The 20,622-nt window shown below is 69.5% G+C and carries 18 protein-coding genes and 2 tRNA genes; 13 read left to right on the forward strand and 7 right to left on the reverse strand.

Going from position 1 to position 20,622, the window contains the following annotated elements; all coding sequences use genetic code 11:
* Positions 1 to 70 precede the first annotated feature (70 nt).
* The 6 genes from rsmG to rpmH form a co-directional block, all read right to left on the reverse strand.
* The gene (gene rsmG, locus KBX00_RS01820; RefSeq protein WP_210822851.1) at positions 71 to 766 is read right to left on the reverse strand and encodes a 16S rRNA (guanine(527)-N(7))-methyltransferase RsmG; all 696 of its coding nucleotides are present in this window, start codon (positions 764 to 766) and stop codon (positions 71 to 73) included.
* Positions 767 to 862: 96 nt separating this feature from the next.
* Positions 863 to 1,450 (reverse strand): R3H domain-containing nucleic acid-binding protein, encoded by a 588-nt coding sequence (locus KBX00_RS01825; RefSeq protein WP_210822517.1) that lies wholly within the window; start codon positions 1,448 to 1,450, stop codon positions 863 to 865.
* Positions 1,451 to 1,663: 213 nt separating this feature from the next.
* Positions 1,664 to 2,653, reverse strand: coding sequence for a membrane protein insertase YidC (gene yidC / locus KBX00_RS01830; RefSeq protein ID WP_210822519.1), 990 nt, complete (start codon positions 2,651 to 2,653; stop codon positions 1,664 to 1,666).
* A gap of 3 nt (positions 2,654 to 2,656) precedes the next feature.
* Complete coding sequence (gene yidD / locus KBX00_RS01835) at positions 2,657 to 2,944, reverse strand: membrane protein insertion efficiency factor YidD (protein ID WP_210822521.1); 288 nt, start codon at positions 2,942 to 2,944, stop codon at positions 2,657 to 2,659.
* The gene (rnpA, locus tag KBX00_RS01840; RefSeq protein ID WP_210822523.1) at positions 2,941 to 3,354 is read right to left on the reverse strand and encodes a ribonuclease P protein component; all 414 of its coding nucleotides are present in this window, start codon (positions 3,352 to 3,354) and stop codon (positions 2,941 to 2,943) included. Before rnpA ends, yidD begins: the two co-directional genes overlap by 4 nt.
* Before the next feature lie 34 nt (positions 3,355 to 3,388).
* Positions 3,389 to 3,526, reverse strand: coding sequence for a 50S ribosomal protein L34 (rpmH, locus tag KBX00_RS01845; RefSeq protein WP_013736606.1), 138 nt, complete (start codon positions 3,524 to 3,526; stop codon positions 3,389 to 3,391).
* 618 nt (positions 3,527 to 4,144) lie between these two features.
* Between rpmH and dnaA the strand changes: the two genes are divergently transcribed.
* From dnaA to KBX00_RS01870, 5 genes are all read left to right on the forward strand, one after another.
* On the forward strand, positions 4,145 to 5,953 hold the full coding sequence (gene dnaA / locus KBX00_RS01850; RefSeq protein ID WP_210822525.1) for a chromosomal replication initiator protein DnaA: 1,809 nt from the start codon (positions 4,145 to 4,147) through the stop codon (positions 5,951 to 5,953).
* A 777-nt stretch (positions 5,954 to 6,730) separates the two neighbouring features.
* Positions 6,731 to 7,864, forward strand: coding sequence for a DNA polymerase III subunit beta (gene dnaN, locus KBX00_RS01855; protein ID WP_210822527.1), 1,134 nt, complete (start codon positions 6,731 to 6,733; stop codon positions 7,862 to 7,864).
* 39 nt (positions 7,865 to 7,903) lie between these two features.
* Positions 7,904 to 8,776 (forward strand): phosphogluconate dehydrogenase (NAD(+)-dependent, decarboxylating), encoded by an 873-nt coding sequence (gene gnd / locus KBX00_RS01860; RefSeq protein WP_210822529.1) that lies wholly within the window; start codon positions 7,904 to 7,906, stop codon positions 8,774 to 8,776.
* Between the two features lie 15 nt (positions 8,777 to 8,791).
* Positions 8,792 to 9,925: a DNA replication/repair protein RecF gene (gene recF / locus KBX00_RS01865; protein ID WP_210822531.1), complete on the forward strand. Its 1,134-nt coding sequence runs from the start codon at positions 8,792 to 8,794 to the stop codon at positions 9,923 to 9,925.
* Positions 9,915 to 10,610, forward strand: coding sequence for a DciA family protein (locus tag KBX00_RS01870; RefSeq protein WP_307867946.1), 696 nt, complete (start codon positions 9,915 to 9,917; stop codon positions 10,608 to 10,610). The genes recF and KBX00_RS01870 overlap by 11 nt, the downstream gene beginning before the upstream one ends.
* 32 nt (positions 10,611 to 10,642) lie before the next feature.
* Here KBX00_RS01870 and KBX00_RS01875 read toward each other — a convergent pair whose 3' ends face one another.
* Positions 10,643 to 11,224 carry a hypothetical protein gene (locus KBX00_RS01875; protein ID WP_210822533.1) on the reverse strand — a complete coding sequence of 194 codons (582 nt, stop codon included), beginning with the start codon at positions 11,222 to 11,224 and terminating at the stop codon, positions 10,643 to 10,645.
* A 536-nt stretch (positions 11,225 to 11,760) separates the two neighbouring features.
* Here KBX00_RS01875 and gyrB point away from each other — a divergent pair.
* The 8 genes from gyrB (at position 11,761) to KBX00_RS01915 (ending at position 20,598) form a co-directional block, all read left to right on the forward strand.
* On the forward strand, positions 11,761 to 13,707 hold the full coding sequence (gene gyrB, locus KBX00_RS01880) for a DNA topoisomerase (ATP-hydrolyzing) subunit B (protein ID WP_210822535.1): 1,947 nt from the start codon (positions 11,761 to 11,763) through the stop codon (positions 13,705 to 13,707).
* A gap of 127 nt (positions 13,708 to 13,834) precedes the next feature.
* Complete coding sequence (gyrA, locus tag KBX00_RS01885) at positions 13,835 to 17,614, forward strand: intein-containing DNA gyrase subunit A (RefSeq protein WP_210822537.1); 3,780 nt, start codon at positions 13,835 to 13,837, stop codon at positions 17,612 to 17,614.
* Between the two features lie 4 nt (positions 17,615 to 17,618).
* Entirely contained in the window at positions 17,619 to 18,530 is a 912-nt protein-coding gene (locus KBX00_RS01890) for a DUF3566 domain-containing protein (protein WP_210822539.1), read from the forward strand.
* Between the two features lie 358 nt (positions 18,531 to 18,888).
* Positions 18,889 to 18,962 (forward strand) — tRNA-Ile (locus KBX00_RS01895).
* Between the two features lie 44 nt (positions 18,963 to 19,006).
* Positions 19,007 to 19,135 (forward strand): DLW-39 family protein, encoded by a 129-nt coding sequence (locus KBX00_RS01900; protein ID WP_210822541.1) that lies wholly within the window; start codon positions 19,007 to 19,009, stop codon positions 19,133 to 19,135.
* A 37-nt stretch (positions 19,136 to 19,172) separates the two neighbouring features.
* Positions 19,173 to 19,248: transfer RNA gene (locus tag KBX00_RS01905), tRNA-Ala, on the forward strand.
* Between the two features lie 133 nt (positions 19,249 to 19,381).
* Complete coding sequence (locus KBX00_RS01910; protein ID WP_210822543.1) at positions 19,382 to 20,068, forward strand: HAD family hydrolase; 687 nt, start codon at positions 19,382 to 19,384, stop codon at positions 20,066 to 20,068.
* Positions 20,069 to 20,175: 107 nt separating this feature from the next.
* Complete coding sequence (locus tag KBX00_RS01915) at positions 20,176 to 20,598, forward strand: hypothetical protein (protein WP_307867949.1); 423 nt, start codon at positions 20,176 to 20,178, stop codon at positions 20,596 to 20,598.
* Positions 20,599 to 20,622: the final 24 nt, after the last annotated feature.

The raw sequence follows: 20,622 nt of genomic DNA on the forward strand, positions 1-20,622 counted from the left end.
TCAGCCGCACGAACGACGAGCCGAAGCCGCCGGGAAGCCGCAGCACCGAAAGGCCCGGCCCCGACCCGGCTCACCGTCGACGTGAACGCGACTTCCTCGACAGGGTCCGGGGTGCCTGACCGACGGACCGCTCCCGAATTATCTCGACCACGGTGGTCGGCGGGTCCACGACGCCCTCACCACACCGGTGCAACACAGGTCGACCACCACCGAGACGATGCACCGCTTCGGCATGTTCAGCGATCTCCTCCGCCGCCGAGGCGCCCTTCAGGGCGAGCAGTCGACCACCGACCCCGGTCAGCGGCAGGCACCAGCCTGCCAGCCGGTCCAGCGGCGCCACCGCCCGAGCGGTGACCACCTCGCCCGGCACGGCATCCGATCCCCCGACCGCCTCCTCCGCCCGGCCGCGAAACACCCGCACCGAGTCGGTCAGACCGAGCGCCTCCACCGCCTCCTCCAGGAAGACGGTACGGCGGGCCAACGGCTCGATCAGCGTCACTGCCAGGTCGGGTCGGGCGATGGCGAGCACCAGACCGGGCAGCCCGGCACCCGATCCCACGTCCAGCACTGTGGCGCGCGGTGGGATCAGCTCGGCCACCGCCGCGCAGTTAAGCAGGTGGCGGTCCCAGATCCGGGGTGCCTCGCGGGGGCCGATCAGCCCTCGTACCACACCCTCGGTCGCGAGCAGTTCGGCGTAGGCGGCCGCGGCGTCGAGGCGTACGCCGAAGAGCCGGCGAGCCGCTTCGGCCAGTTCGGGCGGCAACATGGCGGTGGTGGGCTGGGGCGGGACAGCCGGCGGCCCGGGCGGCGTACCACCCGGGCCGGACGCGGCACTGCCGCTGGCGTTCTCTCGAGTCACCCGTCAGTCCGCAGGACGCACGACGATGCGCCGGCTGGGCTCGACGCCCTCGGACTCGCTCTCCACCCCGTCGATCGCGTTGACCACGTCGTGGACGCACTTCCGCTCGAAGGCCGACATCGGCTCCAGCCGCACCGGCTCGCCATGCTCCTTGACCTTCTCGACGGCGTTGCGGGCGACCGCCGCCAGTTCCTTCCGCCGGTTGGCCCGGTACCCGCCCACATCGAGCAGCAGGCGGCTGGGTGAACCGGTCTGCCGGAACACGGCGAGCCGAGCCAGCTCCTGAAGTGCCTCGAGAGTGGCACCGCGCTGGCCGACGAGGTTCTGCAGGCGTCCACCGACGACCTCGACCACTGGGCGGCCGCCCGACACCAGTTCGTCGATGTCGCCGTCGTAGTCGAGGATGTCGAGCAGCCCCTCCACGTAATCGGCCGCGATCTCGCTCTGCCGGAACAGGTCACCCTCGCCGGCGGCCTTGCTCGGTGCCGCTTCGGCGTCGGTCTCCGCCGGCTCGCCCCCGACCGGAGCCGCCGCGGTCGGCTCCTCGTCGTCCAGGGGCTGGTCGGCGCGGGGGATGCTGGTGTCGGTCACGGTGTCATCTCCGTACTCGCTCGGCCGGACCTCAGGTCCGCTGGTTTCCCGCGGCCGGCGGGACGTCGCCGGTGCCCACGGGCACGTCTGTAGGGGCAGTCTCGCCCGTTCGCCACCACGCGCGTGGCGCTTCGCGCTCCGGCGCCGGCCACTCGGCGGCCGCACGGCGCGCGGACGGGCCGCCGCCGGTCTCCCGGCGGCGGCCCGGACGATTCAGCCCTGCCGCTTGGCGGGGCGGCCCTTCTTCGGGTTGACCGGCTTGGCGCCCGGCTTCGGGCCGGCGATCTTCGGCGCGGCCGGCGGCGGCGGTACGGCGGCCGGCTTGCTCCGGCCGAACAGCCCGCCGGTCTTCGCCGGCTGCGCTCCGTTACGCGCCGAGGTGCCCGGCTTGCCGCTGGTCGCGGTCACCGGTGGCGGGAACTTGCGCAGCACCCACTGCTGCTGGCCGAGGGTGAACAGGTTGTTGGTCACCCAGTAGATGATCACACCGATCGGGAAGATGGCCCCGGAGACCAGCAGGGACAGCGGGATGCCGTAGAGCATCAAGCGCTGGATCATGCGCTGCTGCGGGTCCTCGGCCCAGCCCGTCTTGAGGATCATCTGGCGGCTGGTCAGGTAGGTGGTGCCCATCATCACCAGCACCAGGACACCGGCCATGACCTTCACGACCGTCCCGTTGGCACCGAGCTGCGCCAGTTCCGCCGCAGTCGAGCCGAACTTGCTGGCGATCGGGGCGGTGAACAGGGTCGCGTCCGAGGCACTGTTGAACTGGTCGATGGTCCAGCCGTAGATGTCCTTGTTGTTCTTCGCCGGGTCCGGGTTCAGGCGGCGCAGCACGTGGAAGAGGCCGAGGAAGACCGGGATCTGGAGGAACATCGGAAGGCAGCCCATGAGCGGGTTGGCCTTTTCCTTCCGGTAGAGCTCCATCATCTCCTTCTGGAGCGTCTCCCGGTCACCCTTGTGCTTCTCCTGCAGGGCCTTCACCTGCGGCTGGAGCGCCTGCATCGCCCGCTGCGACTTGATCTGCTTGACGAAGACCGGGAACAGGATGACCCGGACCGTGACCACCAGGAAGATGATGGCGAGAATCCACGCCCAGTTGGTGCCGAGGACCGCGCTGTCCGGAATGCCGATGGCGTCCCAGGCCGAGTGCCAGGCCAGCAGGATCCACGAGATCGCGTAGTAGATCCAGTCGAGACTCAATTCTCAGGCTCCAGTCACGTCGGCAGGTCGACGGCCGCCCGGCTCCGGAACCGGGTCGTATCCGCCAGGATGGAATGGGTGACAGCGCGACAGCCGCCGGACCGTCAGGCCGGCTCCCCGGAGCGCACCGTGCCGGGCCACGGCCTCCAGGGCGTAGGCGCTGCACGACGGGTAGAACCGACAGCGGGCCGGCAACGCCGGGCTTACCCACCGACGGTACGCGATGATGGGCAGGGTCAGCACCCGGGCACCTGGCGTAGCCGGGCCGGACGGCCGCTGCTCGGCACTCATCGGGGCCGCCGTCTCCGGCCGGACCGGGCGGCGACGAGCGCCGCATCCAGGTCGGCGCCGAGGTGCTGGTAGGTGGCGTCGGCCGCAGTCGGCAGGGCGCGTACCACGAGGGTGCTTCCGGCCGGCAGATCGACGAGGCGTTCCCGGGTCAGATGCCGCAACCGACGGCGGACCCGGTTGCGGACCACCGCCGGTCCGACCGCCTTGGAAACCACGAAGCCGGCGCGGGACACCAGCGTGGAGTCTGCCTCCGCGCTGTCCCGCGCCGGCTTCGGCGCTGCGTCTTCGGATCCGGTTGTGCCCGGCACCGTCAGATGGACGACCAGGGCGCCGCGACCGGCTCGCCGGCCACCGCGAACCGCTGCGGCGAAGTCGCTGCTGCGCCGCAGTCGTTGGGCGGCCGCCAGCACGACGTCACGTCCTCCGGAGCGGACCTGACCGGCCTCAGGCCGACAGGCGGGCGCGGCCCTTGGCGCGACGGGTCGAGATGATGGCGCGGCCGGCCCGGGTGCGCATGCGCAGCCGGAAGCCGTGGGTCTTCGCGCGCCGGCGGTTGTTCGGCTGGTAGGTGCGCTTGCTCACGTCAGGCTCTCCGTTGTCGGACGCCCGGACGAGTGAATCGCCGGGTCGTGGTGGTCCGGGCCGCCGCTGCGGCAGCCCCGATCGGTGCTGCCCTGCGGTGCGTGACCTCGGTTGTGCGGTGTGCGACCGCGGGCAGCGAGCACCCATCACCCTAGCAGAGGGCGTGAGAGCAGCCCCTCCAGCGTAGGTCGGGGGGCAATCAGCGTCAAACCCGGTCACCGCGGCGGTGAGCTGCGACGGAAGACGACCGAAGCGGCGGTTTTCACGAATGCCGACAGGGGCGACCCGCGCCGGCGGTTGAAGACGCGGCGACAACGCTGTTACCGTGCCCGATTGCGGTCAGCGTCGGAGTTTCGCCGATGTCGCCGGCAGGCAAGACCGGACACGGTAGTGAATCGTTCGGCACGGTGAACCCCGCTTCAGTGCCCGGCCACGGCAGGGGGCAGGTCCGACCCGCGATCGGCGGGCGGCCACAATCGGTCGGTACACAGGCTGTGGATAACTTGTGGAGAACGACCGGGTGCGGCGATCGGGTGGGTGGCGTCATCTCGCCCGCCGGTACGGGCGCCACCGGGAGACGGCGGCGTCCGGGAGCAGAGGCGAGGGGGTGGCACGACGGTGGCCGGTACGACCGACCTTGCCGCGGTGTGGACGGCGACGACCGACGAACTCGCCGACGAGATCATTTCCGCGCAGCAGCGGGCTTACCTGCGGCTGACCCGGCTGCGAGCGATCGTCGAGGACACCGTCCTGCTCTCCGTGCCGGACACCTTCACCCGAGACGTGATCGAGTCCCGGCTGCGCCCGGCCATCACCGAGGCGCTGACCCGCCGGCTGGGCCGGCCGGTCCAGGTCGCCGTCACCGTCCGGGTACCGGAGGACGGCCGGGCCACCGGCACCGTCTACCGCAGCACCCCCGAATCGGATTCGATGGACCACGGTCCCGGCGGGTTGGACGACCGGTCGGCCGGTCCCGACGGCGGGCGGCAGCTCCCACTGATTCCCGAGCAGCCGCACCCGGGCCGCTTCGACCGGCCGGCACCGCCGGAGACACCGCCGGCCGAGGATGATTCGCGTACCGCGGGCCCCGGCGGGCAGGAGAGCCTCTTCGGCGCCGGGTTCGGCGAGCCCGTCCCGCCGGCCGAGAGCACGGGACGGCGGGCGTCGGAGCGGATGGGTTACGCCGAACAGGGTGGGCACCTGGAGCGAGCCACCGCCGGCCCGCGCGGCTTCGCACCCCGCTACGGCGACGATTCCGGCGTTTCGCCCCGCGACCAGCATGTGATCCGGGCGATACCGGCCGACGGAGGAACCGACAGCGGACCGGGCCGCAGCGGACCGGACCACCGACCGGTCGGCCGCGACGATCGGCGGCTGCCGACCGGTGCGGACAGTGGTGGCAACCGGCTCAACCCGAAGTACATGTTCGAGACGTTCGTCATCGGGTCGTCCAATCGCTTCGCGCACGCCGCGTCCGTGGCGGTGGCCGAGTCACCGGCGAAGGCTTACAACCCGCTGTTCATCTACGGCAGCTCCGGACTGGGCAAGACCCACCTGCTGCACGCGATCGGCCACTACGCCACCACGCTGGGCAACGCCCGCTCGGTCCGGTACGTCTCGACCGAGGAATTCACGAACGACTTCATCAACTCGCTGCGGGACGACAAGACCAGCGCCTTCCAACGCCGCTACCGCGACGTCGACATCCTGCTGATCGACGACATCCAGTTCCTGGAGAACCGCGAGCGGACCCAGGAGGAGTTCTTCCACACCTTCAACACGCTGCACAACGCCAACAAGCAGATCGTGATCACCTCCGACCGCTCGCCCAAACAGCTGGCGACCCTGGAGGATCGGCTGCGGACCCGATTCGAGTGGGGCCTGCTCGCCGACATCCAGCCACCGGACCTGGAGACCCGGATCGCGATCCTGCAGAAGAAGGCCGCGCAGGAGCGCCTGTACGCCCCGCCGGACGTGCTGGAGTTCATCGCCTCCCGGGTGTCGAACTCGATCCGCGAGTTGGAAGGGGCACTGATCCGGGTCACCGCGTTCGCCAGCCTGACCCGGTCGAACGTGGAGCTGTCGCTGGCCGAGGAGGTATTGCGGGACTTCATCCCGGACGGTGCCGGTCCGGAGATCACCGCAGACCAGATCATGGTCTCCACCGCCGACTACTTCGGCGTCAGCCTGGAGGACCTGCGCGGGCACTCCCGGTCGCGGGTGTTGGTGAACGCCCGCCAGGTCGCCATGTACCTGTGCCGCGAGCTGACCGACCTGTCGCTGCCCCGAATCGGCCAGGCCTTCGGCGGGCGGGACCACACGACCGTGATGCACGCCGACCGCAAGATCCGCCAGCAGATGGCCGAACGGCGCTCGCTCTACAACCAGATCGCCGAGCTGACCAACCGGATCAAGCAGAACACCTGAGGGGTACGCCCGCCGCACGATCACGGTGAGGGTACGGCCGGTCACGGTCGGACCCTTTTTCGTGGTCTCCGAGTTGACTCTCGACGAGGTCTAGGCCACACCATCGCAGGCGTGTCCACACCGCCCGCCACTCGTTGTCCACAGCTTGTTGTCCACCGGCGGTGGACGAACACGTGCCGTCAACACCCGGTTACCCACAGCCTGTGGAGAAACCCTGGGGACAACGTTGTGGACTCCTGTGGACGCCTGGGGACAACCTTCGGCGTTGTCCACTGCCGGTCGGTCGCCTGTGGGGAAGCTGTTGAAGGTTCTGGGGACAACGACGGTCCGGACGCCCACGACGATCCACAGGGCTGGGGAGAAAGTCGGTGGATTACCGGTGGACAACCGGTGGACGACGGTGGACAACCGGGTGCACGAGGACCGCCTGTGGATCGCGGACCGGGTTTTACCCCCGCTCATCCACAGCGAACCCACCTGTAGATAACCTGTCTGACCTGCCCATACTCGGGTTCTCCACAGTTTGCACAGGTGCGATGAAGACGATGAGTTATCTCTTCTGAAAGAACAAAAACCAATCATCACCGTTGGACTTCCTGTGGATCGGTCGACAGCAGCCGGGACGGACCCGTCAGCAGCGACACGATCCACGGGGTCGGGCACACAGCCGATACGCTCGCGCCCTAAGGTGCGAGGGGTACCCGCACGCCAGGCGGGTCGGTGGGCAGCGTCCGGCATGAGAGAGTTGACGACGTCGACGTCGACGCGGAGGCATTGATGAAGTTCCGAGTGGAGCGCGACGCGCTCGCCGAGGCCGTGGCCTGGACCGCGAAGAGCCTGCCCAACCGGCCGTCCGTACCGGTGTTGGCCGGCGTGCTGCTGCGCGTCACCGACGGCAGCCTGCAGGTCTCCGGCTTCGACTACGAGGTCAGCAGCCAGGTCACCGTGGAGGTCCAGGGCGACGCCGACGGCGCCGCGCTGGTCTCCGGGCGGCTGCTCGCCGAAATCACCAAGGCGTTACCCGCCAAGCCCGTCGACATCGCCGCCGTCGGCGCGCATCTCGAACTGGTCTGTGGCAGCGCCCGGTTCACCCTGCCCACCATGCCGGTGGAGGACTACCCCACCCTGCCCGAGATGCCGGCCAGCGCCGGCACCATCGACGCGGCCGCGTTCGCCGCAGCCGTGGCGCAGGTGGCGGTAGCCGCCAGCCGGGACGAAACGCTGCCGATGATGACCGGCGTGCGGATCGAACTCTCCGGCGGCAACCTGGCCATGCTCGCCACCGACCGCTACCGGCTGGCCCTGCGCGAGATGGAGTGGAACCCGGACGACCCGGAGATCAGCCTCAACGCACTGGTCCCCGCCCGGACGCTGAACGACACCGCCAAGACCCTCGGGCCCCTCGGCGGCCAGGTCGTCCTGGCTCTGTCGCAGGGTGCCGCCGGCGAAGGCATGATCGGTTTCTCCGGTGGCACCCGACGCACCACCAGCCGGCTGCTCGACGGTGCCAACTACCCGCCGGTCCGATCGCTCTTCCCGGCCAACCACAACGCCGAGGCCCGGGTGCCGGTCAGCACCCTCATCGAGGTGGTCAAGCGGGTCGCCCTGGTCGCCGAGCGCGCCACCCCCGTACTGCTCAGCTTCGGCGCCGACGGGCTGGTGGTGGAGGCCGGTGGCACCGAGGAGGCCCGGGCCAGCGAGGCCATGGAGGCCAGCTTCACCGGCGAGCCGTTGACCATCGGGTTCAACCCGCAGTACCTCATCGACGGGTTGTCCAACCTCGGCACCCAGTTCGCCGTGCTGCACTTCGTCGACGCCTTCAAGCCGGCGGTGATTTCCCCCGCCGGTGAGGATGGCGAGCTCATTGGTGGGTACCGGTACCTCATCATGCCGATCCGCGTGTCCCGCTGACCGGCAGAGCCAACCGCACCCCACGAAAGGTCACCAGAGATGCAGCTCGGCCTGGTAGGACTCGGCCGGATGGGCGGCAACATGCGCGAACGGCTGCGCACCGCCGGTCACGAGGTGGTCGGTCTGGACCACAACCTGGAGCGCAGCGATGTCGCCAGCATGGCTGAGCTGGCCGACAAGCTGGAGGCGCCCCGCGCGGTGTGGGTGATGGTGCCCGCCGCCGTCACCGACGCCACAATCGACGAGGTGGCCGCCGTGCTCGACGAGGGCGACCTCGTCATCGACGGCGGCAACTCGCGGTTCAGCGAGGACGCACCCCGGGCGGAGCGGCTGCACGAGCGCGGCATCGGCTACGTCGACGTGGGCGTCTCCGGCGGGGTGTGGGGCCGGGAGAACGGCTACGGCCTGATGGTCGGCGGTGCGCAGGACCACGTCGACCGGCTCATGCCGATCTTCGACGCGCTCAAGCCCGACGGCGAATACGGCTTCGTGCACGCGGGGCCGGTCGGCGCCGGCCACTACGCCAAGATGGTGCACAACGGCATCGAGTACGGCCTGATGCACGCCTACGCCGAGGGCTACGAGCTGATGGCCGCCTCCGAGCTGGTCACGAACGTGCCCGGCGTGATCAAGTCCTGGCGTGAGGGCACCGTGGTCCGCTCCTGGCTGCTGGACCTGCTCGACCGGGCCCTCGAGGAGGACCCGGAGCTGACCCAGCTCAGCGACTACACCGAGGACACTGGCGAGGGGCGCTGGACGGTGGACGAGGCGGTCCGTCTCGCCGTGCCGCTGAACGTCATCACCGCCTCGTTGTTCGCCCGGTTCTCCTCCCGGCAGGAGGACTCCCCGGCGCTCAAGGCCGTCTCCGCACTGCGGCAGCAGTTCGGTGGGCACGCCGTACGCAAGCCCTGACCGGCACCGCGACCCGTGTACGTCCGCCGGCTCGAACTTGTCGACTTCCGCTCCTACGAGCGGATCGACGTCGACCTCGAACCGGGCCCGAACGTGCTGATCGGCGTCAACGGCGTCGGCAAGACCAACCTGGTCGAGGCGCTGGGCTACGTCGCGACACTCGACTCCCACCGGGTCGCCACCGACGCACCACTGGTGCGGATGGGCGCCGCCGCCGCGGTGATCCGCTGCGCGGTGGTGCACGGCGACCGCGAACTCCTGGTGGAGTTGGAGATCGTCCCGGGCAAGGCCAACCGGGCCCGCCTCGGCCGCTCTCCGGCCCGCCGGGCCCGCGACGTGCTGGGCGCGCTACGGCTGGTCCTCTTCGCCCCGGAGGACCTCGAACTGGTCCGGGGCGACCCGGCGGAACGCCGCCGCTACCTCGACGACCTGCTGGTGCTGCGTCAACCCCGCTACGCCGGGGTGCGCGCCGACTACGAGCGGGTGGTCAAGCAACGCAACGCGCTGCTGCGCACCGCGTACCTCGCCCGCAAGACCGGCGGATCGCGGGGCGGGGACCTGTCCACCCTCGCCGTCTGGGACACCCACCTGGCCCGGCACGGCGCCGAGCTGCTCGCCGGGCGGCTGGAACTGGTCGCCGCCCTGGCGCCGCACGTGACCAAGGCGTACGACGCGGTGGCCGCTGGTCGGGGCGCGGCCGGAATCAGCTACCGGCCCTCGGTGGACCTCGCCGAACCCACCACCGACCGGGACGCCCTCGCGGCGTTGCTCATCAGCACGCTGGCGGAGTCCCGCCCCGCCGAGATCGAACGGGGCACCACCCTGGTCGGCCCGCACCGCGACGACCTCACCCTCACCCTAGGCCCGCTGCCGGCCAAGGGCTACGCCAGCCATGGCGAATCCTGGTCGTACGCGCTTGCGCTGCGCCTGGCCGGCTACGACCTGCTGCGCAACGACGGGATCGAACCGGTCCTGGTGCTCGACGACGTCTTCGCGGAACTGGACTCCGGCCGGCGGGACCGGCTCGCCGAACTCGTCGGCGGAGCCAGTCAACTGCTGGTGACCTGCGCGGTCGCCGACGACGTGCCAGCCACCCTGCGCGGCGCCCGGTACGAGGTCACGGAGGGGACGGTGCGTCGTGCCGACTGAACCACCGCAGCCGGATCCGGACAGCGCGCCTTCGAGCCAGCCGCGTGGCGTTCCGCAGCGACGCGGTGCGCGTACCGCCGGGGAGGGTGGCACCGGCGACGGCGGCCGAACCGACGAACCCGCCGGCCGCCCGGCGGAGCCGACAGCCGCAGCACCCACGGCGCAGTCCGGCGACGGCGAGGGGGTCTCCGGGCCGCAGTTGGCTCGCGCGGTCCTGGACGCGGCCAAGGCGCGGCGGGAGGCCGCCGGCCGCCCCCGCCGCCGCGCCGCCGGCGGGGGCGGCGACGGCGAGCGCCGGCTGCGCGGCTACTCCGGGCCCGGCCCGGACCCCCGCGATCCGCAGCCGCTGGGCGCGGTACTCAACCGACTAGTGAAGGCCCGTGGCTGGCAACAACCAGCGGCCGAGGCCACCGTCTTCGGCGCCTGGGAACGGGTGGTGGGCGCGGAGGTCGCCCAGCACAGCCGGCCGGTGAAGCTGGAGAACGGCGAACTGACCGTCGAGGCCCGCTCCACGGCCTGGGCGACGCAGCTACGGCTGCTCGCCGGCTCGCTGCTGCAGCAGATCGCCCGCGAGGTCGGCCACAACGTGGTCCGCAAACTGCACATCCACGGTCCGGCGGCCCCGTCCTGGTCCCGTGGCCCGCGACGGGTACGCGGCCGGGGCCCGCGGGACACCTACGGCTGACCGGCGGCCCCGGGGCCAAGGGCCGACGACCGCTACGACTGGGCTGCCCGGCGAGGTGCCGCCGACTCGGCGTAGACGGCGAAGCCGTTGTCGGCGCAGCGCCGGTAGAAGGCGGCGAGCACGCTCAACTCCGCGCAGGTGAAGGTCCACTGCGGCGCGGCCCCGCTGTCGTCGCGCAGCGCGTCCAGCCGGCTGTCCAGCCACCGTAGCTGCTGCTCGGCCAGGCGACCGTCGGCCAGCAGCGAGCGCAGCACAGTACCCACCGAGTCGAAGGTCACCGCCTCGCCGTGCGGCCGGTGTGCGGCGACGAAGCGTTCGATGCCGCCCGCGATCCAACCGCACCCGTCCGGGTCGATCACCGGATCCTCGTCCTCGGCGGCGGCGTCTGTGGCGTAGAGCACACCATCGAGTCCGAGGATCAGATCCACCACCTCGGTGTACGCGGTGGCCCGGACCGTGCCTGTCTTCGCGATCAGCTCAGCGAGCGCTGCGGTCGGTGCCGAGATCCCCGGCACCTCGACGATGTCGCCGAAGTCGACGAACTCGGCCGGCGCGACCGGATCGTAGAAGCGGCCGGTCCGCGGCCACTGAACCGCGACGTTGTCCAGCCCCATCGGGTGTCACCTCTCAAGGCACGGGCGAGTGGATCGGGTCGATCGTCCGGTTCCAACGGTGAAAGATCAAGGCCGCTGCGGCAACCCGAGGGTCAAGAATCGCCCGTCCCGGGTCGTACCGACCATTACCGTCCACCGCTCGTCGCCGCACCCGGCAGCACCGTCCTGCGACAGATGCGTTGATCATGCCGTGGCGTGTAGGGGGAGTCGCGGACAGCGCGATTCGGCCCGCTACGGAGATCTGAGCCGCTGCGAAGGGGTGCCGAGTAGTGGTTCTGTCGCCTGCGCACAGTAAGATTGGCGTGAGACGAAGACCCGGTGCGGAGTGACGGGTCACGGGTCCGGTGCGGGCCCGCGATCATCCGTCCGACTCGGGTCGAGCCGATCGCGATCCGCGGGCAACCACGGCGACCGGCGCGTTCGACCCGTACCCCGGATTGTCCCCGGTGCCGGTCCGCGTGCCGACGTCGCGTCTGTCCGCCGAACCCGCGTTCGACGTGCCCAACGGCGCGTCGGGCGCGAGAAAGTGGCCGAGGGTGGCAGCGCAGGACAATCAGGAGTACGGCGCCGAGTCGATCACCGTCCTCGAAGGGCTGGAGGCGGTCCGCAAGCGGCCCGGCATGTACATCGGGTCCACCGGCGAACGCGGCCTGCACCACCTCGTGTGGGAGGTCGTGGACAACGCCGTGGACGAGGCGCTGGCCGGCTACTGCGACACCATCGACGTGGTGCTGCTCGCCGACGGCGGCGTCCGGGTCACCGACAACGGCCGGGGCTTCCCGGTCGACCTGCATCCCAAGCTCAAGAAGCCGGGTGTCGAGGTGGCCCTGACCATCCTGCACGCGGGCGGCAAGTTCGACGGCAAGGCGTACGCGGTCTCCGGCGGCCTGCACGGCGTCGGCGTCAGCGTGGTTAATGCTCTCTCCACCAGGATGGCCGTGGAGATCCACAAGGACGGCTTCGTCTGGCGGCAGCAGTACCACCACTCCAAGCCGACCGCCCTGGAGAAGGGCGAGCCGACCGACCGCACCGGCTCCGCGGTCTCCTTCTGGCCGGATCCGGACGTCTTCGAGACCGTCGACTTCGACCTCCAGACGATCTACCGCCGGCTCCAGGAGATGGCGTTCCTGACCCGTGGCCTCACCATCCACCTGCTGGACGAGCGGGTCGCGGAGGGCGAGGACGGCAAGCTCCGCGAGGTCACCTTCAAGTACGACGGCGGCATCGCCGACTTCGTCCGGCACCTCAACGCCTCGAAGACCCCGATCCACAAGACGGTGATCGAGTACGGCGCCGAGGAGGAGGGCATGGCGCTCGAGATCGCCATGCAGTGGAACGAGTCGTACGGCGAGTCCGTCTACACCTTCGCCAACAACATCAACACGCACGAGGGCGGCACCCACGAGGAGGGCTTCCGGGCCGCGCTGACAAGCGTCGTCAACCGGTACGGCACGGACAAGAAGCTGCTCAAGAGCGACGAGAAGCTCTCCGGTGAGGACATCCGCGAGGGCCTGGCCGCGATCATCTCGGTCAAGCTGACCAACCCGCAGTTCGAGGGCCAGACCAAGACCAAGCTGGGCAACACCCCGGTGAAGAGCTTCGTGCAGCGGGTCTGCAACGACCGGCTGGTCGACTGGCTGGACCGCAACCCCGCCGAAGCGAAGATCATCATCACCAAGGCCTCCCAGGCCGCCCGCGCCCGGATCGCCGCCCAGCAGGCCCGCAAACTGGCCCGGCGCAAGTCACTGCTGGAATCCGGCTCGATGCCGGGCAAGCTGGCCGACTGCCAGTCCACCGACCCGCGCGAGTCCGAGGTGTTCATCGTCGAGGGTGACTCGGCCGGCGGCTCGGCCAAGCAGGGGCGCGATCCACGGACCCAGGCGATCCTGCCGATCCGCGGCAAGATCCTCAACGTGGAGAAGGCCCGGATCGACCGGGTGCTGAAGAACAACGAGGTGCAGGCGCTGATCACGGCGCTCGGCACCGGCATCCACGACGACTTCGACATCGAGAAGCTGCGGTACCACAAGATCGTGCTGATGGCCGACGCCGACGTCGACGGCCAGCACATCCAGACGCTGCTGCTCACCCTGCTGTTCCGCTTCATGCGCCCGCTCGTGGAACTGGGCCACGTCTACCTGGCGGCCCCACCGCTCTACAAGATCAAGTGGAACCGGAAGGGCGACGACGCGCAGTACGCGTACTCCGACCGGGAACGCGACGGGCTGGTCGCGCTGCGCCAGCAGAAGAAGCCGAACGCCAAGCCGGATGACATCCAGCGGTTCAAGGGCCTCGGCGAGATGAACTACCCGGAGCTGTGGGAGACCACGATGAACCCGGCCACCCGTACGCTGCGCCAGGTGACCCTGGACGACGCGGCCACCGCCGACGAGCTGTTCAGCGTGTTGATGGGCGAGGACGTGGAGGCACGCCGCTCGTTCATCCAGCGCAACGCCAAGGACGTTCGCTTCCTGGACATCTGACGGGCCCGGCAGTCGGGCCGCGACCAGCGGTCCGGCTGCCGGTCCACAGAGTTATCCACAGCTTGGCCGGTATCCACAGCCGTTATCCACAGCGCAAAAGCGACACTCAGTCTGATAAGGGTTAACAGTGACCGATTCCCCCGAGTCCACACCTAACGAGCCCGAGGTCCCCGAGGCGCTGGCCGCCGTCGTCTCGCACGACCGGATCGAGCCGGTCGGGCTCGAGGTGGAGATGCAGCGCTCCTACCTCGACTACGCCATGAGCGTCATCGTCGGGCGGGCGCTGCCGGACGTCCGGGACGGGCTCAAGCCGGTCCACCGCAAGATCCTGTACGCGATGTTCGACTCCGGCTACCGGCCGGACCGGGGCTACGTGAAGTGCTCCCGGGTCGTCGGCGACGTGATGGGCCAGTTCCACCCGCACGGCGACTCGCCCATCTACGACGCGCTGGTCCGGATGGCCCAGCCCTGGTCGCTGCGCTATCCCCTGGTCGACGGCAACGGCAACTTCGGCTCACCCGGTAACGATCCGGCTGCGGCCATGCGCTACTGCGTCACGGCAGACAGCCGTATTCGTACCGCCCTGGGAAGCGTGCGGATCGGCGACGTGGTGCCGGGCGCCGCGGCGAACAGCGAGGTCGACATCGAGCTCAAGGTCCGCGACCGCAACGGCGACCTGGTCCACGCCTCGAAGTTCTTCCACTCCGGTGAGCACCCGACGCTGCGGCTGCGCACCCGCGAGGGGTACGAGCTGACCGGCACCCACAACCACCCGGTGCTCTGCCTGGTGGACGTGGCCGGCGTGCCGACCCTGCTCTGGAAGCTGCTCGCCGAGATCTCCCCTAGTGACCGGGTGGTGCTCCAGCGCAGCGTGCCGGACGAGATCGGCTACCCGATGCTGGAGCACGTCGAGGCCGCCGTTCTCGCGGGTGCCTTCGTCAGCGAGGGCTGGGTCTCCGAGAGCCGCGCCGGCTTCAACAACGTCGATCGCGAGTTCTTTGTCCGGGTGCTTGCCGCCTATGACCTGGCGGTGGGCGGCCCTCGCTATGTCAGCGAGCGGACTATCGCCTCTGGCAGCAGGCTGCACGAGTTGGACGTCCAAGACCTCACCGCGCTGCGGGCCAGCGTGCTCGGCGAGATGATCGGGGCGCGGAGCGCGGCGAAGTTCGTGCCGGAGTTCGTCTGGCAGGGGCTGGCGGCCATCAAGCGGGCCTTCCTCCAGGCGATCTTCGAGGGCGACGGCTCCTCCTCGCTGCTGCCGCGCAACACCATCCAGATCAGCTACTCCACCCGCAGCGAGCGGCTCGCCCGCGAGGTGCAGCAGTTGTTGCTGGAGTTCGGCGTGATCAGCCGGCAGTGCCGGTACGACAGCGGCGAGATCAAGGTCGTCGTCACCAACCGCCGGGATGCGCGGATCTTCGCCGCCCAGGTCGGCTTCCTCGGTCGCAAGCAGGCCAAATTGGAGTCGGAATTGGCGTCGGTGCCGGCCGGCAGCACCGCGCTCTCCAGCGATCACGTGCCGCTGGTCGGCGACTTCATCCGCGAGCACGGCGCGAGCCGGTGGACCGAGCGGGACTGGTTGCGCCGGCACAACGTCGACCGGATCGAGCGCTGGGAGCGGGACCGCGACGAGATCGCCGCTCGGATCACCAACGCCGAGGTGCTCGACGTGGTCGAGCCGCTCGTCGACGGGCGCTTCTACTACGCCGAGGTGGCCGAGGTCGCGGACGCCGGCGTGCAGCCGGTCTACAGCATCCGGGTCGACACCGACGACCACTCGTTCGTCTCCGACGGGTTCGTCAGCCACAACACCGAGTGCAAGCTCGACCCGCTGGCCATGGAGATGATGCGGGACATCGACGAGGACACCGTCGATATGCAGGACAACTACGACGGCCGGGCCAAGGAGCCCACCATCCTGCCGTCGCGGATCCCGAACCTGCTGATCAACGGCTCCGAGGGCATCGCGGTCGGCATGGCCACCAAGATCCCACCGCACAACCTGCGGGAGATCGGCGCGGCGGTGCAGTGGTGCCTGGATCACCCGGGGGCCGAGGAGGCCGAGACCCTCGAAGCGCTGTTGGAGATCGTCAAGGGCCCGGACTTCCCCACTTACGGCCTGATCGTCGGGCAGGCGGGCATCCAGGACGCGTACCGCACGGGTCGTGGCTCGATCCGGATGCGCGCCGTGGTCGAGGTCGAGGAGGACAAGCGGGGCCGGCCCGCGCTCGTCGTCAGCGAGTTGCCGTACCAGGTGAACCCGGACAACCTGGCCGAGCGGATCGCTGAGCTGATCAAGGAGGGCAAGCTCGGCGGGATTGCCGACATCCGGGACGAGTCCTCCGGGCGGACCGGTATGCGGCTGGTGCTGGTGCTCAAGCGCGACGCGGTCGCCAAGGTGGTGCTGAACAACCTCTACAAGCACACCCAGCTCCAGGAGACCTTCGGTGCGAACATGCTGGCGCTCGTCGACGGGGTGCCGCGCACGCTGAACCTGGCCCAGTTCATCCGCTACTACGTCGAGCACCAGATCGAGGTGATCCGGCGGCGGACGGCGTTCCGGCTGCGCAAGGCCGAGGAGCGGGCGCACATCCTGCGTGGTCTGTCGAAGGCGCTGGACGCCCTGGACGAGGTGATCGCCCTGATCCGGCGGTCGCCGACGGTGGACGACGCCCGGCAGGGCCTGATCCGGCTGCTGGAGATCGACGAGATCCAGGCGACCGCGATCCTGGACATGCAGCTGCGCCGGCTCGCCGCGCTGGAACGGCAGCGGATCCTCGACGACCTGGCCAAGCTCGAGGTGGAGATCGCGGACCTCAAGGACATCCTCGCGAAGCCGGAGCGGCAGCGCAGGATCGTCTCGGAGGAGTTGGGCGAGATCATCGCCAAGTGGGGCGACGAGCGACGTACCAAGATCGTGCCGTTCGACGGTGAGGTCTCGATGGAGGACCTCATCGCGCGGGAGGACGTGGTCGTCACGATCACCCGGACCGGGTACGCCAAGCGGACCAAGCTCGATCTCTACCGTTCGCAGCGGCGCGGTGGCAAGGGTGTCAGTGGCGCCACGCTGCGGCAGGACGACATCGTCAGCCACTTCTTCGTCTGCTCGACGCACGACTGGATGCTGTTCTTCACGAACCAGGGGCGGGTGTACCGGGCCAAGGCGTACGAGCTTCCGGAGGCCAGTAGGGTGGCCAAGGGCCAGCACGTGGCCAATCTGCTCGCCTTCCAACCGGACGAGCAGATCGCACAGATCATCGAGATTCCGAATTACCAGGTGGCTCCCTACCTGGTCCTGGCGACGAAGAACGGCCTGGTGAAGAAGACGCGGCTTGAGGAGTTCGACTCCAACCGGTCCGGCGGCATCATCGCGATCAACCTGCGCGATGAGGACGAGCTGGTCGGTGCTGCGCTCGTCGGCCCCACCGACGACCTGCTGCTGGTCTCCAAGAACGCCCAGGCGATCCGGTTCAACGCCACGGACGAGGCACTGCGCCCGATGGGCCGGGCGACCTCCGGCGTGATCGGCATGCGCTTCAGTGAGGAAGATGTGTTGTTGGCCATGGAGGTCGTCCGGGAGGGTCTGGACGTGCTGGTGGCCACGAACGGCGGATACGCGAAACGTACCCCGATCGAGGAATACCCGGTGCAGGGCCGGGGAGGTAAGGGTGTGCTGACTGCGAAGATCACCGAGCGACGCGGTGGTCTGGTCGGCGCTGTCGTGATCGACCCGGACGATGAGCTGTTCGCTATCACCAGCAACGGTGGCGTCATCCGGACTCCGGTGAAGCCTGTACGCCGTACGCGTGACCGGAACACAATGGGGGTCAAGCTGATGGACCTTCCGGACGGCGTGACTATCGTGGCGATTGCTCGAAATGCCGACGAGCCTGACGAACAGGACTAGTTGAATGACGGAGACACAGGCGAAGTCGGGGAACGCGGGGACCTCGGCCAACCCGGTCGACGAGGAGGCCGCGAAGAGCGGCACGCCAACGACCGGCCGCGCGGCCGTGGGTCGGGCCACCGTCCCTGCCGACGCGCCTGCCCCGAAATTCACCCGGGCTCCCGGTATGGCCCCACCGCCCGACAAGCCGACAGAGGCGTCGGAGGGCGACGCCACCGAGGCGAAGTCGTCCGACGGGGGCAGCACCACGGAAGCCACCACGACATCCGTCGGTAAGCCTTCCCCCACCCCGTCGGCGGCTGCCTCGGCGGGCAAGCCCACCGTGGGCACCACCGGGGTCCGGCCGGCGGCCAGCACCGGCACGACCGGCACCCAGCCCCGGGTGACCGGGGTCGGTCCGAAGCCGGACGCCACTCGGCCGTTCGGGCTCGGCCGACCGGCCAACGGTGGTGGGCTGCCCCCGGGGGTCAGTTCGGCGGTGGGTGCCGCGCGGGTCGGTGAGGCGGTACGCGCGGCGCGTACCTCGGTCAGTTCGGCTGCCTCGCGCGGGCCGCGCCGGGCCCGGCTGAACCTCAAGCGCATCGACCCGTGGTCGGTGATGAAGTTCGCCTTCGCGGTGTCGGTGGTGCTGTTCATCGTCATCGTCGTGGCGACCTCGGTGCTGTACCTGGCGTTGGACGCGATGGGCGTGTTCGCCAGCGTGAATGACAGCCTCGGTGACCTGGTCAACGCGGGTGGTGGGCAGAGCACGGACGGTTTCCAGATCACCGCAAGCGGTGTGATCTTCAGTTCGGCGTTGATCGGCCTGGTAAACGTCGTGCTGTTCACCGCGCTGGCCACCCTCGGGGCGTTCGTCTACAACGTCTGCGCCGACCTGGTCGGCGGCATCGAGCTGACCCTCGCCGAGCGGGACTGACAAGAAACATCCACGCCGGTCCGGGCCACCCTCAGCGGTGGCGCGGACCGGCGTTTCCGTACCGGGGCGCCTGCTCTGCCGGTGCGGACGCCGCGGCGGGCCAGATGCGCGCGGGGTCGGCGGCCAGACCGACGCGGGATGCCGCATCTCGGGGTTTCCGGCGGCGGGGTTTGCGCGGGATGCCGCATCTGGCGGGAGGGGTCCATCGGGGTGGTGGCGGGTCGTGGCGGGCGCGATAACCCGGTATGCCCGCCCCCGGTGCTCGGGTAGGTTCAGGGGGTGACGCGGGGTGACTGGCGGGCCTGGCCCCGATTTGGGGGGCGCTGGGCGGATGGGTTAACCTTGCTCGTCGCTACGCGGGGCTATAGCTCAGTCGGTTAGAGCGCAGAGCTGATAACTCTGAGGTCGCTGGTTCGATTCCAGCTAGCCCCACCGCACATGGTCCGACGGCACGTCGAGCGTGAGGGGCAGCCCCGATGTTCAAGAAGCTGTTGATCCTGGTCGGTGTCGTCGGCGTGGCCGCGGTGGTGGCCAAGAAGATCAAGGAAGCCAACGACGAGCGCGCCCTCTGGCACGAGGCGACCACCTCGCCGGACCTGCGCTGACGCCACCCGCTCCGACCTGCGGCCTGAGCGCCGTGACGGGGCCCTAGCTCAACTGGCAGAGCACTGCCTTTGCAAGGCAGGGGTTAGGGGTTCGAGTCCCCTGGGCTCCACCAGCACTTTCCTCGGCTGATCTCGGGTCGAGTACAGCCATCCGTACAGCAAGCGGTGCACGCCCTCCGCTCATCGCCCTGGTCGAGCAGAAGCGTGGCGAAGGCGTGCCGAAGGTCGCCTCCGTAGGATGCTGCGATGTGTCGACCAGTGATCTTCGACCTCTTCCACACCTTGATCCACGGGGCCGACGAGGAGCGTGACCGGGTAGTCGGCGAAATGGCGGTCATGGTCGGCGTGGCTCCGGCCGAGATGGTCGCCGCCTACCACGCCACCTGGCGGGACCGGCTGGTCCGGTGGGACGTGGAGGAGACCATCCGCATCATCGCCGGACGCCTCGGCGGCGCCCCGACCGACGCCCAGGTGGCACGGGCCGGTGAGCATCGGCGGGCCCTCGGACGCCGGGTGCTGGACAGCGCCTCACCCGCCACCCTGGACGTGCTCGACGCGCTACGCGCCGGTGGTCATCCGCTGGCCCTTATCAGCAACGCCACCTCGGACACTTCCGAGTCGTGGCCGCAGAGTCCGCTTGCCCGACGGTTCGATGTCGCGATCTTCTCCTGCGATGTCGGGCTGGCCAAACCCGACCCGGCGATCTATCACCTTGCTGCCGAGCGCCTGGGGGTAGAGCCGGCGGAGTGCTTCTTCGTCGGCGACGGCTCAGACGGTGAGCTGCCCGGGGCGGCAGCGGTCGGTATGAGCGTCTTCCGGACCACGGAGCACAACGACACCGACCCCAGCTGGTGCGGGCCGGTCATGCATGCCTTGGGTGAGCTGCCCGCCATCCTCCGAGAGCCGTCCAGGGTCATGGAGCCGGCCGATTGACGCCGACGCCCCCGACAACGACGGACGGCTGACCGGGAGCGAGCCACCCGACCAGCCATCCGCGATCTTTCTAGTCTCAAGGCCGTCCGGACCATCGTCCGGCGGCGGTGACGGCACCGCTGCTGCCGCGAATGTCGTTGCTGGCTGGCACACTGCGCCTCGTGAGTTACGACTTGGCGGTGTGGGAAGGTGATCGGCCCGCTGACAACGCCGCAGCGCTGGCCACCTTCGAGGCACTCTATGAGAAGTTCGTCGGTAAGGGCGAGTTCCCGCCGACGCCGCGTATCCGAGCCTACGTCGAAGCCCTGCTTGAGCGGTGGATCGACCTCACTGAGGACGAGAACGACGGTAGCCCGTGGTCGACGGGACCATTGATCGACGAGGCGTCGGGACCGTTCATCTACTTTCCCATGGTGTACAGCCGTTGTACGGAAGTGTCGGCCGGTGCCGCACGAATTGCCGCTGAGCACGGACTCGTCTGCTTCGATCCGCAGTTGGGCCTGCTTCGGCCTGCTCCCGGGGAGATGTAGGCACTCGACGCGGGGCGCGTCGGG

The organism is Micromonospora sp. C95 (assembly GCF_018070465.1).
GTDB lineage: Bacteria > Actinomycetota > Actinomycetes > Mycobacteriales > Micromonosporaceae > Micromonospora.